Annotated in this window: 15 protein-coding genes; 9 read left to right on the forward strand and 6 right to left on the reverse strand. The window is 45.7% G+C overall.

Going from position 1 to position 17,731, the window contains the following annotated elements; all coding sequences use genetic code 11:
* Positions 1-10: 10 nt before the first annotated feature.
* From NP165_RS06320 to NP165_RS06340, 5 genes are read right to left on the reverse strand one after another with little or no spacing between them, the layout of a single operon-like run.
* Positions 11-1,792 carry a bifunctional molybdopterin-guanine dinucleotide biosynthesis adaptor protein MobB/molybdopterin molybdotransferase MoeA gene (locus tag NP165_RS06320; RefSeq protein ID WP_257085468.1) on the reverse strand — a complete coding sequence of 594 codons (1,782 nt, stop codon included), beginning with the start codon at positions 1,790-1,792 and terminating at the stop codon, positions 11-13.
* On the reverse strand, positions 1,789-2,376 hold the full coding sequence (gene mobA / locus NP165_RS06325; protein ID WP_257085469.1) for a molybdenum cofactor guanylyltransferase MobA: 588 nt from the start codon (positions 2,374-2,376) through the stop codon (positions 1,789-1,791). The genes NP165_RS06320 and mobA overlap by 4 nt, the downstream gene beginning before the upstream one ends.
* Positions 2,354-3,070 (reverse strand): energy-coupling factor ABC transporter ATP-binding protein, encoded by a 717-nt coding sequence (locus tag NP165_RS06330; protein ID WP_257085470.1) that lies wholly within the window; start codon positions 3,068-3,070, stop codon positions 2,354-2,356. The genes mobA and NP165_RS06330 overlap by 23 nt, the downstream gene beginning before the upstream one ends.
* A 7-nt stretch (positions 3,071-3,077) precedes the next feature.
* A complete protein-coding gene (locus NP165_RS06335) occupies positions 3,078-3,776 on the reverse strand; it encodes an ABC transporter permease (RefSeq protein ID WP_257085471.1) in 699 nt (232 codons plus the stop codon).
* Between the two features lie 6 nt (positions 3,777-3,782).
* Positions 3,783-4,601 (reverse strand): ABC transporter substrate-binding protein, encoded by an 819-nt coding sequence (locus NP165_RS06340; RefSeq protein ID WP_257085554.1) that lies wholly within the window; start codon positions 4,599-4,601, stop codon positions 3,783-3,785.
* A gap of 259 nt (positions 4,602-4,860) precedes the next feature.
* Here NP165_RS06340 and NP165_RS06345 point away from each other — a divergent pair, with 259 nt between their 5' ends.
* From NP165_RS06345 to NP165_RS06355, 3 genes are all read left to right on the forward strand, one after another.
* Positions 4,861-6,309 (forward strand): sigma-54-dependent transcriptional regulator, encoded by a 1,449-nt coding sequence (locus tag NP165_RS06345; RefSeq protein ID WP_257085472.1) that lies wholly within the window; start codon positions 4,861-4,863, stop codon positions 6,307-6,309.
* Positions 6,299-8,326, forward strand: a complete 2,028-nt coding sequence (locus NP165_RS06350; protein WP_257085473.1) for a sensor histidine kinase — start codon at positions 6,299-6,301, stop codon at positions 8,324-8,326. The genes NP165_RS06345 and NP165_RS06350 overlap by 11 nt, the downstream gene beginning before the upstream one ends.
* Before the next feature lie 94 nt (positions 8,327-8,420).
* A complete protein-coding gene (locus NP165_RS06355; protein WP_257085474.1) occupies positions 8,421-10,013 on the forward strand; it encodes an ABC-F family ATPase in 1,593 nt (530 codons plus the stop codon).
* A gap of 103 nt (positions 10,014-10,116) precedes the next feature.
* Here NP165_RS06355 and NP165_RS06360 read toward each other — a convergent pair whose 3' ends face one another.
* On the reverse strand, positions 10,117-10,947 hold the full coding sequence (locus NP165_RS06360) for a formate dehydrogenase accessory sulfurtransferase FdhD (protein WP_257085475.1): 831 nt from the start codon (positions 10,945-10,947) through the stop codon (positions 10,117-10,119).
* Positions 10,948-11,138: 191 nt separating this feature from the next.
* On the opposite strand from NP165_RS06360, the gene NP165_RS06365 reads away from it, so the two are divergent.
* From NP165_RS06365 to NP165_RS06390, 6 genes are all read left to right on the forward strand, one after another.
* The gene (locus tag NP165_RS06365; RefSeq protein WP_257085476.1) at positions 11,139-11,603 is read left to right on the forward strand and encodes a DUF3305 domain-containing protein; all 465 of its coding nucleotides are present in this window, start codon (positions 11,139-11,141) and stop codon (positions 11,601-11,603) included.
* On the forward strand, positions 11,593-12,111 hold the full coding sequence (locus NP165_RS06370; RefSeq protein WP_257085477.1) for a DUF3306 domain-containing protein: 519 nt from the start codon (positions 11,593-11,595) through the stop codon (positions 12,109-12,111). The genes NP165_RS06365 and NP165_RS06370 overlap by 11 nt, the downstream gene beginning before the upstream one ends.
* Before the next feature lie 183 nt (positions 12,112-12,294).
* The gene (locus NP165_RS06375) at positions 12,295-13,956 is read left to right on the forward strand and encodes a 4Fe-4S binding protein (RefSeq protein ID WP_257085479.1); all 1,662 of its coding nucleotides are present in this window, start codon (positions 12,295-12,297) and stop codon (positions 13,954-13,956) included.
* Positions 13,957-13,964: 8 nt separating this feature from the next.
* Entirely contained in the window at positions 13,965-14,600 is a 636-nt protein-coding gene (locus NP165_RS06380) for a TorD/DmsD family molecular chaperone (protein ID WP_257085480.1), read from the forward strand.
* A gap of 61 nt (positions 14,601-14,661) precedes the next feature.
* On the forward strand, positions 14,662-14,859 hold the full coding sequence (locus NP165_RS06385; RefSeq protein WP_257085481.1) for a twin-arginine translocation signal domain-containing protein: 198 nt from the start codon (positions 14,662-14,664) through the stop codon (positions 14,857-14,859).
* Between the two features lie 10 nt (positions 14,860-14,869).
* Entirely contained in the window at positions 14,870-17,725 is a 2,856-nt protein-coding gene (locus NP165_RS06390; RefSeq protein WP_257085482.1) for a formate dehydrogenase subunit alpha, read from the forward strand.
* The last annotated feature ends 6 nt before the right edge of the window (positions 17,726-17,731 follow it).

Genomic DNA, 17,731 nt, shown 5'->3' on the forward strand with positions numbered 1-17,731 from the left:
ACTTCTAACCCTAGATTCTGCCTTGAAGTGGGATGATTGTCACGCTTTCACCTGACTTTACCGTATCTACCGCAGGGGAGATTTCAATTAGGCAGTTGGCTTCACTCATAGAACGTAGAATGCCCGAACCTTGTTTACCTGTGGTTCGTACAGTGAGCTGCCCGTTTGTATCCAATTCGTATATGCCGCGAGTAAATTCAGTTCGGCCTTGGCGGGAGCGAAGATTTTCGCAAGCCACAGCATTGACTTTAAGCGGTCGCCAGCCTTCTTCACCCTGCATTTGTCTTAGGGCTGGCTCAACGAAGTTAATGAATGACACCATGACAGCGACAGGGTTACCGGGCAAACCGAAGAACGGCTTACCATTAATTTGACCAAAGGCGAGTGGTCGACCTGGTCGCATATTGATACGCCAGAAGTCGATTTGGCCGAGCTTTTCTAAAGCGAGTTTGATGTAGTCCGCGTCGCCTACCGATACACCGCCAGAAGTCAGCACGACATCTGCTTGTTCAGAGGCATCTTGAAGCGCTTGGATCATCATCTCTTCATTGTCTTCTAGAATGCCAAAATCAAGAATGTCGCAACCTAGCTTTTCTAATAATCCAATAATGGTGAAACGGTTGGAGTCATAAATAGAGTTCACTTTTTGCGGTGTACCCGGTGCTTGAACTTCGTCACCAGTGGAAAAAACGGCCACTTTTAATTGTCGGAAGACAGAGCACTCATCAAATCCGAGTGAGGCTATCATGCCCATTTCAGCGGACGATAAGCGTTGCCCTTTATTGAAAACACTACTTCCTATCGCTAAATCTTCGCCAGCTTGGCGAACGTTTTGACCCGGCTTGATATTTACGCCATTAAACGTGACCGTGTCACCGGTTGTTGTGGCTTGTTCGCGCATGACAACAGTATCGCCATGTTCCGGTGTCGGTGCGCCCGTCATGATCTTTACAGCTTCGCCGAGTTGTAGTGGGGAATCGTAAGCATGACCCGCCATGACTTCGGCAACCACTTTGTATGTCTCGCGTTGTAGATCATCGCTACGGATCGCGTATCCATCCATTGCGGAGTTTGTATATTGCGGAACGTTAACAGGTGAAACAACGTTATCAGACAGAACTCGACCATAAGCCGCTTCAACTGCACATTCCTCAGTTTCTTCTACCGTGCCGACCAAAGACAAAATCTTTGCTACCCCTTGCTCTACAGACAGAAAAGCAGGAGATAGCGTATCACAGGAAGCGGTGTCCGTGCTGTTGCTTTGCTTTGCAGGCTTATGGGAAGCTGCGTAGTTCACCACAAACTGCGAAATCGACTCTAAATCGTTGATGTTCATTTGTGGTAAGTCGGTATCGGTAGCTTGGGCATCTGATGCGATGGCAATGATGTTACCGTCATTTGGGTATAGCCAAGGCTTTCCGACGATTTCTCTGTGCAGTTCAATTTTTGGAAAAGCGATGTTTTTGCAGCCCTCGACTAAGATTATGTCCAGCTTAGAGGTGTCGAATCGACCCAGTAAATATTCAAATTCAGATTCTGAGTCAGGGGTTTCAGTCATCAGCGCAAAACGGTTGCGAGAAGAAATCAACATTTGCGAAGCCCCAGCTTTTCTTAACCGATAGCTATCTTTGCCTTCTTTATCGACATCAAAGTTGTGGTGGGCGTGCTTGAGCATACCGATACGCAGGCCCGCTTTCGTCAGCTTAGGCAGCAGCGCTTCCAGAAGGGTCGTTTTACCCGTGCCCGAGTACGCAGCAAAGCCGAGAATTGGAATAGGTAATGAGTCATTCATGAGGTTAATGTTCCAAATTGTTCGAGTTCTTCTGGGGTATTCAAATTTAGAAAGCAGTCTGGAGAGTCACTGAAATCGACGTAGCGCATGTTGCACTCGTTATAGAGAAGAATTATTTTTCTATCACCACGCTCAAGAAATGCCGTTAGTTTTGGAAGTACGCGCTTATGATACAGCGTAAAAACGGGCTGCTGGTGGTCTCCATCATGAGCAACCAAGATATCGGTGGTGTCATCTGCCGCGTCACAAAAGCGTTTTACGAGGTCGGTATTGATTTGTGGGCTGTCACAGGGGACAAATCCAACCCAATCCGTTGGTGCATGGATAAGGCCAGCGTGTATGCCGCCCATTGGACCAGGATAGTTAGAAAATGAATCACTAAATACTTCGCCAAACTGCGCGTATGTTTCCTGATTTCGGTTGGCATTAATTAATACGTTTGGAGTTTGCGATGAAAGGCGTTCGATAACGTGTTGCACCAGCGGCTTGTTGTTTAACTCGATAAGGCCTTTGTCTTTGCCGCCCATACGGCTGGCTTGACCACCCGCTAAAATAACCCAACTAGTTTGCGTGGGAAGAAGCATAGTTGTTCTCTTGTTTATTATCTGTAATAACTTGCAACAGGGGAGACTCTACCAAAGTCGTGTCTTTTAACCACCATTGCTTACGGCATAGTTCCGTCAGTGCGTTTTTTTGATGGCTGGTAATCACGATACTTGACCCTCGCTTGAGCAAATCTTTTGCCATAAACACGATGCGGTCGATAGACTCTTGATCGAGAGAAGCGCTAGGTTCATCCATTAACAAAATCGACGGTTTGAGAATCCATGCTCGCGCCATCGCCACTCTTTGTTTTTCTCCCCCGGACAGCACTGAAATATGTTCATCTGCCAAAGTTTCTAAGCCTACCATCCGTAAAGCCGTAATAACTTGAGCTCGCTTATCTTTTGTCGATTCTTTTGAATAGCGGATACCATAAACCACGTTCTGATAAACTGTACCGTCAAAAAGGTAAGGAGACTGATGTAGATAGATGACGTCTTTGCGACCGGCACGACTGAATAGACGGCGAAACCAGCCATCATTGGTTGCGTCAACGAATCCAGTTGTTGGCTTGGATAAACCGGATAAAATCTTTAACAGCGTTGTTTTACCCACACCGTTATCGCCTTTGAGGTAAACGGCTTCGTTTGGCCCAATCGTTAATACAGGGATGTGAAAAAGCACGCGTTCTTTAAAGCGCATAGACAAGTTGTGTGCATTAATCTGAATGGTCATACCGCTCTTATGTCCTCATGTAGCCTTTTCCACGCATGCTGGTAAGTAAGAAGTTGAGTAGTAGAGCTAATGACAGTAGCACAATCCCTAATGCAACACCTTGCGCAAAAGCACCTTTATGGCTTTCCATGGCGATCGCGGTTGGAATATTACGGGTGAGACCCATGATGTTTCCGCCAACCATCATAGAACAGCCAACTTCGGTGACAATACGAGAGAATGCCGCGATACTGGCGGCCATGAGTGGAAATCTCGCTTCCCAAATCATCGTGGTCGCTATACGTGGAATGGAAGCACCTAGCGTGATCGAAGTTTCAATCGCCCGACGATCACTCGATTGTAGTGCGCCATGCATCATCGAGACTAAAACCGGGAAACCAATCATCATTTGCCCTAGAATCATCGCTTTTTGCGTAAACAGCATCTCCCAATTTCCTAAAGGTCCTGCTCTGGAAAGCAACATATAGAGCAATAAACCAATCACAACCGTCGGTATTGCCTGAAGCGTGTTAACCAAAGAAAGTAGAAACCATTTACCACGAAAATCCGCATGGGCCAGTAAAAAGGAGAGAAAAATAGCGGGCAAAATGACGATGGAAATAGCCGTCACAGAAACGCTAAAGGAGACCGCAACGATCTCCCAAAGCTCTCTGTCAAAGCTCACCAATAAGGCGAGCGCATCGAGTGTTGTTTGCCAAAGGCTCATAAATGGCTATTTCTTGTCTGCGTTTGCGACAAAAAGTTGTTGGCCATTGAGTTTGAAGTCATTGATAAGTTGCTGACCCTTATCGTTTACTAACCAATCACTGAATACTTTTGCGCCTTTGTGATTGATCGCTGGGTAACGTTGAGGGTTAATTAAAATTACTTGGTATGGGTTAAATAAACTGTTATCGCCTTGGAATAAGACTTTAAGATCCAGTTTGTTGTTATAAGCCAACCACGTACCACGGTCAGTCATTGTGTAGCCTTGCATTTCATTTGCCATGTTCAGCGTTGGGCCCATACCTTGGCCGACGCTGCGGTAGCCACCGAAGTTAGGTTCGATTTGAGTTTGCGCCCAAATGCCTTTCTCTTTTTTATGTGTACCTGAGTCATCACCACGAGAAATGAACGTCGCATTCATATTGGCAATTTTTTTAAATACGTCAGCAATTTCTTTAGAGTCAGCAATTTTCGCAGGATCGGCTTTCGGCCCAACGATCACGAAATCGTTATACATCAGCTTACGCGGCTCCATGCCGTAGCCTTTTTCAACAAAGCTCGCTTCCGCTTTTGGAGCGTGCGTCATCACTAGGTCAACGTCGCCATTTTCACCCATTTTAAGCGCTTTACCTGTACCTGTAGCGATAACATTGACTTTGTAACCGGTATCTTTTTCAAACTCAGGCAGTAGGTAATCGAGAAGGCCAGAGTGGTAAGTGCTCGTCGTCGTAGCCAAGCGAACTTGTGAATTGTCTTCCGCTGCGAATGCAGAATAACTGACTAAAGCCAAAGACGCTGTTGTAAGAGTAAAAGTGATTGCTTTCATATAATTATTGTTCCATTTATGAGGTAATTGCTCAGTGATGTCGATTCCAAATACTCCGACATTCAGGTCCGTTTTTATAAACGCACGAGCATATATAGCAATCTTAGTGCCAATAATCTGTGATTCCATTCAAACGAACCACCAAGGGTTTACACAATAAAAACTTTGAGGAGCGACAAAATGTCGCACATTTCTATCACTCAATTGCATAATACTTGGTACACTCTGTCCTAGTTGCAACAAATTATACCGAGTCACTATGTCGCCAATCTTAGATCCTAATAAAGTGTCACAATATCAAGCATTTTCTGTTCTCGTTGTCGATGATGAGCTAGGGATGCAAACCATTCTTAATAAGGCGTTAAGCAAGTGGTTCTCAAGAGTCGATACCGCGGGAAGCATTGAAGAGGCAGAAATACTGAGATTGGCGCATCATTATGATTTGATCATCTTGGACATTAATTTGCCTGGGCGAACGGGGGTAGAATGGGAAGAAGCCTTCAACGATGATGACCGAAAAGCCGATGTCATATTTATGACTGGTTACGCCGATCTGGAAACCGCGATTTCTGCCTTAAAGCTGGGTGCATCGGACTTTATCCTTAAGCCTTTTAATTTGAATCAAATGCTTCAAGCGGTGCAAAGGTGTATGGATAAGCGTCTTTCCGAGAGGCATCAATACGCACTGCGACATGATTTTAAACGCCATATTAAGACAGATATCGTTGGAAGCTCCGAGCGTACCAAGCAACTCAAACAACTGATTGCTCAATTCGCGCCTTCACGAGCGTCGGTGCTAATCGAAGGAGAATCTGGCACGGGCAAAGAGTTAGTGGCTCGCGGAGTCCATGACGCCAGCCAACGAAAAGGACCGTTTGTGCCAGTTAACTGTGGTGCTATTGCGCCTGAATTACTTGAAAGTGAACTATTCGGCCATACTTCAGGGGCATTTACCGGAGCGAAAAAAAATCGTGAAGGTCTGTTTCGCGTTGCCAACGGCGGCACCTTGTTTTTAGACGAAATCGGTGAGATGCCGATTTCCATGCAATCAGCACTGTTGCGTGTGTTAGAACAGCGTACTATTCGTCCGGTAGGCAGCGAGCAAGAGATAAATATTGACGTGCGTGTTGTGGCAGCGACCAACAGGAACCTTGAGCAAGAAGTTGAGAAGGGAAACTTTAGGCGGGATCTTTTTTATCGTCTTAACGTCCTAAAAATTGATGTGGTTCCACTTCGAGAGCGACTGGCCGATTTGATTGAACTTGTTCCATTCTTCACGCGTATGCTCGCTGCGGAGCTTGGTGTTCCGGAACCTAAGTGGGCGCATGAGGATATGAGTGCGATAAATGAGTACGAATGGCCGGGTAACGTGCGGGAACTAAAGAACTTGATTGAGCGCTGCATTCTGCTTGGAAAGCCGCCAGCGCACCACTGGAGAGATATTAACGGCACAACTTCTCAGAAGAGTATTTCCGTAACGGTTTCAACCGGTAGTGAAATACTGGGTCTTCCCCAAGACTCAGAGCAACAAAATGGTTACCCCAATGACTGGTCATTAAAAGAGGTCGAAAGGGCGCACATTCTTCAGCTGGTGGATTTTCATGATGGTAACAAATCTGCCGCCGCACGAGACCTTGGTGTGGCACGAAAAACGTTAGAGAGAAAGTTCAAAGATTGGGAAACCGGGGATTCAAGTTATGCCAAGTAACGGGGCTTTATGGTCCAAGTGGCGGCATCGATTTAAAACCATGGTTCGCTACCGGCTGATGATACTGACTTCAGCGCCCATTTTCTTAACCTTAGTTGCGCTCATCGGTATCACAGTCTACTGGTCGATTCATTACACTTGGCAAAGTACGTTGCTTGATGTGTCTGAACGGTTAGACGTAGCAGAAAACAGTGTCGAGTTAATTCAGAATAAGCAGGCTATTCATGTCAAAGCATTCGCGGGTTCTTATGACTTCGTCGATAGGCTGAATAGGGCTTCTGAATTTGACGATTTTCAAGCTTGGGTCTCAGCGCAAAAAAGCAACTACAATTTGGATTTCTTGCGTTTTCATCGGGTAGAACAAGGGATAGATACATCCCATTACTTAGATTTAACGCGCAAGGAGTCTTTCTTTGATGTGTTAAGCCAAGATGAACTGAAAGAATTTGGGGACGATTTAGCTAAGCGGGCGCAGATACCCATCTATAATACTCAACGCGTTGAAGGACGCGGGCTTGTCAGTCGTACTGTTGTGGCGATATACAATCAACAAAATGACATTATTGGCTTCCTCGATGGAGGACTGCTATTAAATAACAGCACCACCCTTGTCGATCAGATTCGAGATTTGATTTACCCGTCTAAAGACGATGCCTTACGCCCAGTGGGCACGTTGACTGTTTTTCTTGATGATTTGCGCGTAAGCACCAATGTGCCCCTTGATAGTGATGATCATAGCGGCCGAGCTATAGGGACGCGAGTGTCATCAGAAGTAAACCGAAGTGTTTTAGGGGCAGATAAAGAGTGGGTGAATCGCGCTTATGTCTACGACGCCTGGTACATCACCGCCTATCAGCCCATTCATGATCAATATAACAACGTCATAGGGATGCTTTACACCGGCTATTTGCTTTGGCCATTTGTAAAAACTTACATGACGAATATTGTTGAAATCTTTATTACCACGTTAGCGCTGTTGCTTATCTCTGGATTTCTTGTTTATCGCGGCTCGAGAGATTTGTTTAACCCCATTGAGCATATTCACAGGGTAGTGAAAATGATCCAATTGGGCAAAGAGACACGAATTGGCCCATTAAACTTGGATGATGACCATGAGCTGGCTCAGCTGGCTAAACAGTTCGATCAGATGCTGGATTTGCTAAGAAAGCAAAAAAATGAACTGGAACAAGCTGCAGTGGCGTTAGAAGGGAAAGTTGAACACCGAACCGCTAGTCTCAAGGAAAAAACAGAAGAACTGGAACTTCATATCCAGCTTCTCAATCAGACACGCGACAAGTTGATCGTGAATGAGAAACTCGCGGCGCTGGGTGAACTGACGGCTGGTATTGCGCACGAGATCAACAACCCTAGTGCGGTGATACTTGGCAATATTGAATTGATTCAGTTTGAACTCGCAGATGAAGCCGAGAGAGTACAAGATGAAATCAACGCCATTCATGCTCAAATCGACCGAATTAGAAACATCACCCGCAGTTTATTGCAATACAGTCGTCAGGGCGGCGTGCAAGATGAAGTGACATGGCAACATGTGAACCCAATCGTCGAAGAAAGCATTACATTAGTAAAAACCGGAACTAAGAAACGTGCGGTTGAGTTTGTCACGGATTTGCAGGCGAAAAGCTCAGTGGAAGTGAATAGACATCACCTTCTTCAGATATTGGTCAACTTACAAATGAATGGCATTCATTCCATGCAAGGCGAGGGCAAACTCACGGTAAGAACGGAAGACTGGACTGAAAACGGCATTAACGTTGGGGCAATAGTCCATGTTCAAGATGAAGGTTGTGGCATTAAGCCTGAAAACCTGAAACGTATCTTCTCTCCTTTTTATACCACCAAACGGGAAGGAACAGGGTTAGGGTTGTCTGTGTCTCAGAGTATCCTTAGCCAAACTGGTGGCGAAATCAAAGTGGAATCAGAATGGGGGCAAGGCAGTACTTTTAGTGTTTATCTTCCCCAACGTGCTGAATCAGAATTGAAAATTACTAACCTCTAATCCTCAAAGCAGCCTTTAACTCAAAACAACACTTGAAGTTAGAGGCTGTTATCAGTAGTGTGGCGCGGATTTTCATAATTAATAGGTAAAGACTTTGATTTCCACTAACAATATCACGCAGCAATTTGGTGCTAAGCCACTGTTTGAAAATATCTCGGTAAAATTTGGTGAAGGTAACCGCTACGGTCTGATTGGTGCTAACGGATGTGGTAAGTCGACCTTTATGAAAATCCTAAGTGGCGAGCTAGACCCAACGGGCGGTAACGTCAGCTACGACCCAAATGAACGCGTGGCGAAACTAAACCAGAACCAGTTCGCTTATGAAGAATTCACGGTAATCGATACCGTTATCATGGGTTACAAAGAGCTATGGGAAGTAAAGCAAGAGCGTGACCGCATCTACTCGCTGCCTGAAATGAGCGAAGAAGATGGCATGAAGGTCGCTGACCTTGAAGTGCAATTCGCTGAAATGGACGGCTACATGGCTGATTCAAAAGCGGGTGAACTGCTACTTGCAGTAGGTATTCCTGAAGAGCAACACTACGGCCTGATGAGTGAAGTTGCACCGGGTTGGAAACTGCGTGTTCTTCTTGCTCAGGTTCTATTTGCTGACCCGCACATCATGCTGCTTGACGAACCAACCAACAACTTGGACATGGACACCATCCGCTGGCTAGAAGAAACGCTTAACCAGCGTAACTGTACGATGATCATCATCTCGCACGACCGTCACTTCCTAAACTCTGTGTGTACGCACATGGCTGACCTAGATTACGGCGAACTTCGTGTTTACCCAGGTAACTACGACGAGTACATGACTGCGGCGAGCCAAGCGCGTGAGCGTCTACTTTCCGACAACGCGAAGAAGAAAGCACAAATTGCTGAGTTACAAACTTTCGTCGCGCGTTTCTCTGCAAACGCATCAAAGGCAAAACAAGCAACATCGCGTGCAAAACAGATTGATAAGATCCAACTCGATGAAGTTAAAGCGTCTAGTCGTCAAAACCCATTTATTCGTTTTGAGCAATCGAAAGAGCTATTCCGTAACGCGCTAGAAATTGAAAACCTAAGCCAAGGTTTTGAAAATGATCTGTTTGCTGACTTTAATGCGATTTTTGAAGTCGGTGAGCGTGTTGCCATTATCGGTGAGAACGGCGTCGGTAAGACAACGCTGCTTAACACATTGGCTGGCGTTCTTGAGCCACGTACAGGTTCATACAAGTGGTCAGAAAACTCAAACATCGGTTACTACGCGCAAGATCATGCGCATGACTTTGAAGAAGACTTGAAACTGATGGATTGGATGGGTCAATGGCGTCAAGAAGGCGATGATGAGCAAGTGCTACGTAGCTTCCTTGGTCGTATGCTATTTGGTCAAGACGACATTAAGAAGTCAGTCAAAGTTCTGTCTGGTGGTGAGCAGGGTCGTATGCTGCTTGGTAAGCTAATGATGCAAAAACCAAACATGCTGCTAATGGACGAACCGACTAACCACATGGATATGGAATCTATCGAATCACTAAACACGGCACTAGAGCAGTACAAAGGTACATTGTTCTTCGTATCTCATGACCGTGTATTCGTAGACTCACTAGCAACACGTATTCTTGAGATTCGTGATGGCAAGATCCATGACTTCCGTGGTACGTATGCAGAATACCTGAAAACTCGCGGTATTGACGGTTAAACCAAGCGTTACAAATAACAAAAAGAGCCTTAATCGAGGCTCTTTTTTATCGTTTCTATATTTTATCGCGCTATAACGAGCTGTTCTAACGGAAGTATGCGCTTTAATCCTGCATACTGCCTTTCACATCAAATTCAATCTTTTCAGCGCCAGTAAACACTTGGAAGCGAAGCCCTTTCGCACGAGCAATTGTCGTAATGCCAAACTGACGCGCTAAATCCAGTCCCATTTGGGTAACACCGGAACGTGACAATAAAACCGGAATACCCATTTGAGCAACTTTAATCACCATTTCAGACGTCAGGCGTCCAGTTGTGTAGAAAATTTTATCTTCGCCAGATTCGCCATTGATCCACATTTCTCCGGCCAACGTATCAACCGCGTTGTGTCGACCTACATCTTCGACGAAAGAGAGCACCTCATCTGCTTTACAGACGGCGCAGCCATGAACTGCTCCTGCTTTTTTATACGTATCGTTGTAATGGGTAAGCGCTTCGAGTGCGGAGTAGATTTCAGACTGTTTGAGCGCCACTTGCGGAACTTGGTAATTCTCTAGCTGCTTCATGACATTGCCATACATAGTGCCTTGACCGCACCCAGACGTAACCGTCTTTTTCTTTAACGCACTCTCGACTTGTTCGGTATTTTCTTTGGTAATGACCGCGGCGGTATGGGTTTCCCAATCAATGATCACTGACTCAAGCAACGTTGGGTCGTGTAGAAAGCTCTGATTCTTCAAATAGCCCAACACTAAGGATTCTGGCCGAGAGCCAATCGTCATGAGGGTCACCACTTCTTTCCAGTTCAACATCACGGTAAGAGGTCGCTCACACGCGATTTGCTTTACGAGCCTTTCTCCATATTCATCATAGACTTCCACTTCGATAGTCTGTTGAGGATTTTCACTGGTTTTGATTATGTTAGGTTTCACCACGAGACGTCCTATAAATCTTTTGTTTATTATTTCTGGAACATATAAGTAGCAAATACTATTCCTTAATTCAGATGTGTCCTATTTTTATGCGGCAAGAGTGCTGCTTGACTCAAACTTTAGCTAGATTGAGCCTATACTAGGTATAGATATTGCTTGGTATGAAGAAGAGTATAGACCAAGGCAGGAAAAACATGTCAAATCAACAAACTGCTTACCAAAAATTGGTGAAGAGTGAAGAGTTCTGGTCAATGGAATGCGGACTGGTATCTCATGAAATCACCACCGGAGTCTGGCTGACCACTCAGTGGCAGTTGACCGGTTTTAATTTACAGCCCGATTCGTTTAATGAGCGAGTAGCAACGTTGCAATTGCATCGAGACGAACGCACCGATTACCGATTCAATCTCAGCTCTCAACAACCGAAGCTATTTTTGGTGGTTGATATAGTTGAAGATGAGCAGCATCCTAAGATTGTCACGCTTACCGCTTCTCAAAGTGCGGCCGGTCAATATATGGATGGTGACTACCTTGTATTGTCCAATGATATGCCACTACCCATTCAAGCGTGGATGGAGGCTTTTATCGGCCGTCATGGTGAATTGTTAGAGACCAGAAAGAAAAAACGAAAAGGAGCGGGGCGTTCAAGTGGAAAGTAGCTTTATAAGTCGTTGGTCTAAACGCAAACTTGATGGTGAGAGTGACGATACTCCAGAGACTGTCTCTTCGGAGCAAGATGCTCAAGGAACCGAACTGGATGCCAAGCCTGATGAAGCACTCAGCGCTGCACTTGACGATAAAGAGGCGGCCGAAGGTGTAGAACAGACAGCAGATGACGAGACTTCTGTTGCGGCGTTATTGGCGTCTGAGGCTGAATCTGCAATTAAGAAAGCGGCATTGAGAAAACTCTTTCTCTCTGGAGAGTTTAGTGAAGTCGATAGGCTCAATGACTATGACCATGATTATAAGTCGGTGAAGAGCTTATCGAGTGAGGTTGCTGCGAAGCTAAGAGATTGGATGAATCAACCGGAAGAAGAGACAGAAGAAGATGCGCAGACTTCGATCGAGTCTGTTGAATCAGATGATGTGATTGACGCTCATCAAGCTGAAGAGCCTCAATCTGAAACGGATACTACCGATGATATGGGACAAAATAGACCATATTAGATGTAGGTACATTTTGACCAAATCATCAATTGGGAGAGTGCGACAATTTGTCTCACTCTCTTTTTATTTGAGCTTTAATCGTTAGTTGTGTAATTAACTAGCTGATATTAAAAGATAAAAAAGTTGGTATATCAATTGCTTTAGTCATATCAGTGAATATGGCGTTCTACATGGAACAGAGCAATGCTTAAACAACTATTACAAGAATCAAAGTCATCGAATGGTAAAGCTCGCTTTTATGCGTTTGCAAACACGATCGAACTGACAAACCTTATTCCTCCAACGGTTAGCTATGAAAGCGGCGGAAATACCATCATTGTTGGCCCTACAGCCATTATTGAAAGCGCGGCTGACCAGCTATCTCAGATGAACAGCCTTACGCTACTTTCTACCGATGGGGAAAGCGGAAAGCACACTAACCTCTATTTTGCGAATAGTATTCAAATTTCCGGTTTCTTGGGAACGTTCGAAGTCCTTGTTGAAAATAACGGTATTTCAACCAATCTAGCTAACGTTGCACTCAATCATGACTGCTTTGATATCGTTCTCGACCTTTGTCTGAATAGTTGTATGACAGAGGAAGTTCCGGTACCGGGTTATTATCCGGTAGGGCGCGGTCATCCAAAACTGGCCGATGCTCTTGAAGAGATACCGACTCTGATGGGGACATTTGATAAGCCCAAATTTTTCCGTTTAGATACCGATCTTTGTGCGCACAGTTCTCGTGGCGTAAAAGGTTGCGAACGATGTGTTGAGTCTTGTCCAGCCGGTGCATTATCGAGTGAAGGCAACGATAAAATTGGTCATCGAATTGAGATTAACCCATATCTTTGCCAAGGCGTCGGTACTTGCGCCACATCATGCCCGACAGAAGCGATTCATTACGCATTACCCAACCCACAAGATACCCAAAAATTCATCGAACGGACTCTGGCAAATTACTTCAAAGCTGGCGGTGTTGATCCCATCATCATGTTCTGTAGCTCTCGCCATGAGTCACACAATGTAAGCGCGCTAAAAACGTTGCCAGATAACGTTATCCCGATTGTTGTGGAAGAACTTCCATCGGTAGGGATGGATTCTTGGTTTGCCGCCCTCGTAAATGGCGCAACACAGGTTTTGTTTGCTGCAAGCAGCTATATGCCACCGACTATTTTACGAGTTCTGAATAGTGAAGTGTCTATGGCGCAAGAGCTTCTTAGTCAGCTTGGTATTGCCAATGAGACGATTGATATCCTTTATGTTGAGTCGCTTCGAGAAGGGCTTCCAACGCTTTGCACTGAGTCTTTTGATTTGTCTGTGGGTGAATTAGGCGGTAATAAACGTAAGCGTTTGTTGACTGCTCTGGACGCCCTAGCCACTAAACGAATCCCTGCAGAAACTATTGCGCCTCTTCCTGAGAATGCACCGTTTGGTAACGTTTCTTGTAGCAGTCAAGATTGCACCTTGTGCATGAGCTGCGTCAGTGTTTGTCCTACACGAGCACTGTATACAGACGGTCACTCACCATCTCTGAAATTTATAGAACAAGATTGTGTTCAATGTGGCTTATGTGAGAAGGCGTGTCCTGAAAACGCATTAACGCTGACGACTCGTATGAACTGGAATACTCAGGCACGCCAAAACGCGGTTGTTCTTCATGAAGAAAAAGCGGCGGAGTGCATTCGTTGCCACAAACCTTTTGCACCGCAATCCATGATTGACATGCTTCAATCTAAGTTACGCGGTCACTCACATTTCCAGGACGAGTCAGCCATTAACCGAATTGCAATGTGTGAAGACTGCCGTGTGATCGACATGTTTGAGTCGATGGCGGAAGACCCAATGAAGCAACTGAAATACTAGGAGTGACCGTGGAAAATCAACAACAAACGTTACGCGCTGAAATTTATTTTCTGCTTTCTACCTTGTATCGAAAGTGCCCTGATCAAGAGCTACTCGATTTTCTGTCCGACATTGAAACAGAAGACGCCCCAAGTGACATGCAACGCGCTTGGCAAGGGCTTATTGAAGCCGCACAAAATGCCAAGTTGGATGCGCTCGAAGACGAATATCAAGATTTGTTTATAGGCATTGGCCGAGGCGAAGTGGTTCCATTTGCTTCATGGCATCGTACTGGCTCGCTTATGGAAAAGCCACTTGCTGACATCCGCCACGATCTTGAACGACTTGGATTCCAACGTGAAGAAGGGGTTAAAGAACCGGAAGATCATATCGCCGCGCTTTGTGAAGTGATGGCGTTAATCTCAAGTGAAGACGAAAAGCGGCAGCAAGCATTTTTTAACCACCACATTGCAGCTTGGTTTGAAAAGTTAGTCGAGCAGATTAAGCAAGCTGAACACGCTAATTTCTATCGAGCTGTTGCTCAATTCACGACGACCTATTTATCGCTAGAGCAGGTTCGCTTTAGTGAAAATACTTATAGCAATAAAAACAAAAGAAAAATTGATGTGAAAAACGTCACTGAGTACGACCAGTCTCAGCAATAACAACGTCGCGTCGAAATTTGGAGTTTTGATTCTCCACATACCGTGAAGGTAAGGAAGCAATATGAAAGATAAAAACAAGGTAGATACAAGCCGTAGAGAGCTTTTGAAAGGTTTGACGACTGCTGCAATTGGCGGCGCTGTTGTCGCGGGGACCGCTCAAGTAGCTAATGCGACGGAAACAACAGAAACGGTACAAAAACCTAAGCAGACGGGTTACAGAGAAACCCAACATATCCGCGATTATTACGAGTCACTATAGGAGCTAAATAATGAAATTAACGAAACGCTCAGATAGTGTGAGCAAAGAGCAAAATCAGCTGGGTATATCACGCCGCTCATTTATGAAAAACACCTCGCTTGCTGCTGGTGGAGCGGTTGCTGGTGCGACTCTATTTTCTCCAGGAATGATCAAAAAAGCGGAAGCTAAAGCGGTGGATCCTGATGCAAAAACAGAGATCAAACGTACGATCTGTTCTCACTGTTCCGTGGGTTGTGGTATCTACGCCGAAGTTCAAAATGGTGTTTGGACAGGGCAAGAACCGGCATTTGATCACCCATTTAATGCTGGTGGACACTGTGCTAAAGGTGCGGCTCTGCGTGAACATGGTCATGGTGAGCGTCGTCTTAAATACCCAATGAAGCTTGAAAACGGAAAGTGGAAAAAGCTGTCTTGGGATCAAGCGATTGAAGAAATCGGTAATAAAACGCTCGAAATTCGAAAAGAGTCAGGCCCAGATTCCGTTTACTGGCTAGGAAGTGCGAAGCACAGTAATGAACAAGCGTATCTGTTTCGCAAAATGGCCTCACTTTGGGGTACCAATAACGTTGACCACCAAGCACGTATTTGTCACTCAACCACCGTGGCAGGGGTAGCAAACACCTGGGGTTACGGCGCGATGACCAACTCTTTTAATGATATGCACAATTGCAAATCGATGCTTTTCATCGGTTCAAACCCAGCAGAAGCGCACCCAGTTGCCATGCAGCATATCTTAATCGCGAAAGAGAAAAACAGCTGTAAGATCGTCGTTGCAGATCCGCGCCGCACACGTACCGCAGCAAAATCTGACTACTACGTTTCTTTGCGTCCTGGTTCTGATGTGGCATTCATTTGGGGTCTTCTATGGCATGTGTTCAAAAACAACTGGGAAGATAAAGAATTTATCCAGCAACGTGTATTCGGTATGGATGAAATTCGCGAAGAAGTTGCGAAATGGAACCCTGAGGAAGTGGAGCGTGTCACTGGCGTAGCCGAAGAAGAAGTCTACAAAACGGCAAAAATCCTATCTGACAACCGTCCGGGCTGCGTGGTTTGGTGTATGGGTGGTACTCAGCACACCACGGGTAACAACAACACTCGTGCCTACTGTGTGCTTGAATTGGCGCTCGGTAACATGGGTAAGTCTGGCGGTGGTGCAAACATCTTCCGTGGACACGACAACGTACAAGGCGCGACTGACCTTGGCGTACTATCACATACACTTCCTGGCTACTACGGACTTGCGGACGGCTCATGGAAACACTGGGCAGGTGTCTGGGATGTCGATTTTGAGTGGATCAAGGACCGCTTCGATCAAAATGAATACCGTGGCCAAAAGCCAATGAACAATATGGGTATTCCAGTGTCACGTTGGATTGATGGTGTTTTAGAAAACAAAGACAACATCGAGCAGAACGATAACATTCGCGCCATGTTCTACTGGGGTCACGCGGTGAACTCTCAGACGCGTGGCGTTGAAATGAAAAAGGCGATGCAAAAGCTGGATATGATGGTCATCGTTGACCCGTATCCTACCGTGGCTGCGGTAATGAACGACCGTACCGATGGTGTGTATCTGTTGCCTGCGACAACTCAATTTGAAACCTACGGCAGTGTGACGGCGTCAAACCGCTCACTTCAGTGGCGTGATCAAGTCGTGCAACCACTGTTTGATTCCAAACCGGACCACGAAATTATGTATCTGCTGTCTAAGAAGCTTGGTTTCTCAGAGCAGTTGTTTAAACACATAAAGGTCGAAAATAACCAGCCACTCATTGAAGACATTACTCGTGAATTCAACAAAGGAATGTGGACCATCGGTTATACCGGCCAAAGTCCAGAACGTTTGAAAGAACACCAACAAAACTGGCATACCTTCCACAAAACTACGCTTGAAGCGGAAGGTGGCCCTGCTCATGGAGATACATACGGAATGCCTTGGCCATGTTGGGGCACGCCTGAAATGAAGCACCCAGGTACACACATTCTTTATGATACGTCTAAACCTGTGGCAAAAGGTGGCGGTACGTTCCGCGCGCGTTTTGGTGTTGAGTTCGAAGGCAATAACTTGCTGGCAGAAGATAGCTACTCACTCGGCAGTGAAATCGAAGATGGCTACCCAGAGTTCAGCGACAAGCTACTCAAACATCTAGGTTGGTGGGATGACTTAACCGAAGAAGAAAAAGCAGCGGCAGAAGGTAAAAACTGGAAAACCGACCTTTCAGGTGGTATCCAGCGTGTGGCAATCAAACACGGGTGTAATCCATTTGGTAACGCGAAAGCACGCGCAATCGTCTGGACATTCCCAGACAGAGTGCCACTGCACCGCGAGCCACTGTACACACCACGCCGTGATTTGGTTGCGGATTACCCAACATGGGATGACAGCGAGTCTATCTATCGCTTACCAACCATGTACAAATCGATTCAGGATCAAGATAAATCTGGTGAGTATCCAATCATACTGACGTCTGGTCGCTTAGTTGAGTATGAGGGTGGCGGTGACGAAACTCGTTCAAACCCTTGGCTGGCTGAGCTGCAACAAGAGATGTTTGTCGAAGTCAACCCGAAAGACGCGAACGATCTCGGCTTCCAAGATGGTGACATGGTTTGGGTTGAAGGTGCGGAGAAAGGCCGTATTCACGTTAAAGCAATGGTCACACGCCGCGTGAAACCGGGAATGGCATTTATTCCATTCCACTTCGGTGGAAAATTCCAAGGTGAAGATCTTCGCGGCAAGTACCCTGAAGGCACAGACCCGTATGTACTTGGTGAATCTGCTAACATTGCAACGACTTATGGTTATGACCCTGTCACGCAAATGCAGGAAACCAAAGTCACCCTATGTAACATTCGCAAAGCGTAAGGAGTC

Origin of the sequence: Vibrio japonicus, from assembly GCF_024582835.1 — a bacterium.
In the GTDB taxonomy this organism is placed as follows: domain Bacteria; phylum Pseudomonadota; class Gammaproteobacteria; order Enterobacterales; family Vibrionaceae; genus Vibrio; species Vibrio japonicus.

What these genes read in the sequence shown, in the direction of transcription:
- NP165_RS06320 (WP_257085468.1), bottom strand. Translation starts at nt 1,792, where the DNA reads ATGAATGACTCATTACCTATTCCAATTCTCGGCTTTGCTGCGTACTCG.
- mobA (WP_257085469.1), bottom strand. Translation starts at nt 2,376, where the DNA reads ATGCTTCTTCCCACGCAAACTAGTTGGGTTATTTTAGCGGGTGGTCAA.
- NP165_RS06330 (WP_257085470.1), bottom strand. Translation starts at nt 3,070, where the DNA reads ATGACCATTCAGATTAATGCACACAACTTGTCTATGCGCTTTAAAGAA.
- NP165_RS06335 (WP_257085471.1), bottom strand. Translation starts at nt 3,776, where the DNA reads ATGAGCCTTTGGCAAACAACACTCGATGCGCTCGCCTTATTGGTGAGC.
- NP165_RS06340 (WP_257085554.1), bottom strand. Translation starts at nt 4,601, where the DNA reads ATGAAAGCAATCACTTTTACTCTTACAACAGCGTCTTTGGCTTTAGTC.
- NP165_RS06345 (WP_257085472.1), top strand. Translation starts at nt 4,861, where the DNA reads ATGTCGCCAATCTTAGATCCTAATAAAGTGTCACAATATCAAGCATTT.
- NP165_RS06350 (WP_257085473.1), top strand. Translation starts at nt 6,299, where the DNA reads ATGCCAAGTAACGGGGCTTTATGGTCCAAGTGGCGGCATCGATTTAAA.
- NP165_RS06365 (WP_257085476.1), top strand. Translation starts at nt 11,139, where the DNA reads ATGTCAAATCAACAAACTGCTTACCAAAAATTGGTGAAGAGTGAAGAG.
- NP165_RS06375 (WP_257085479.1), top strand. Translation starts at nt 12,295, where the DNA reads ATGCTTAAACAACTATTACAAGAATCAAAGTCATCGAATGGTAAAGCT.
- NP165_RS06385 (WP_257085481.1), top strand. Translation starts at nt 14,662, where the DNA reads ATGAAAGATAAAAACAAGGTAGATACAAGCCGTAGAGAGCTTTTGAAA.
- NP165_RS06390 (WP_257085482.1), top strand. Translation starts at nt 14,870, where the DNA reads ATGAAATTAACGAAACGCTCAGATAGTGTGAGCAAAGAGCAAAATCAG.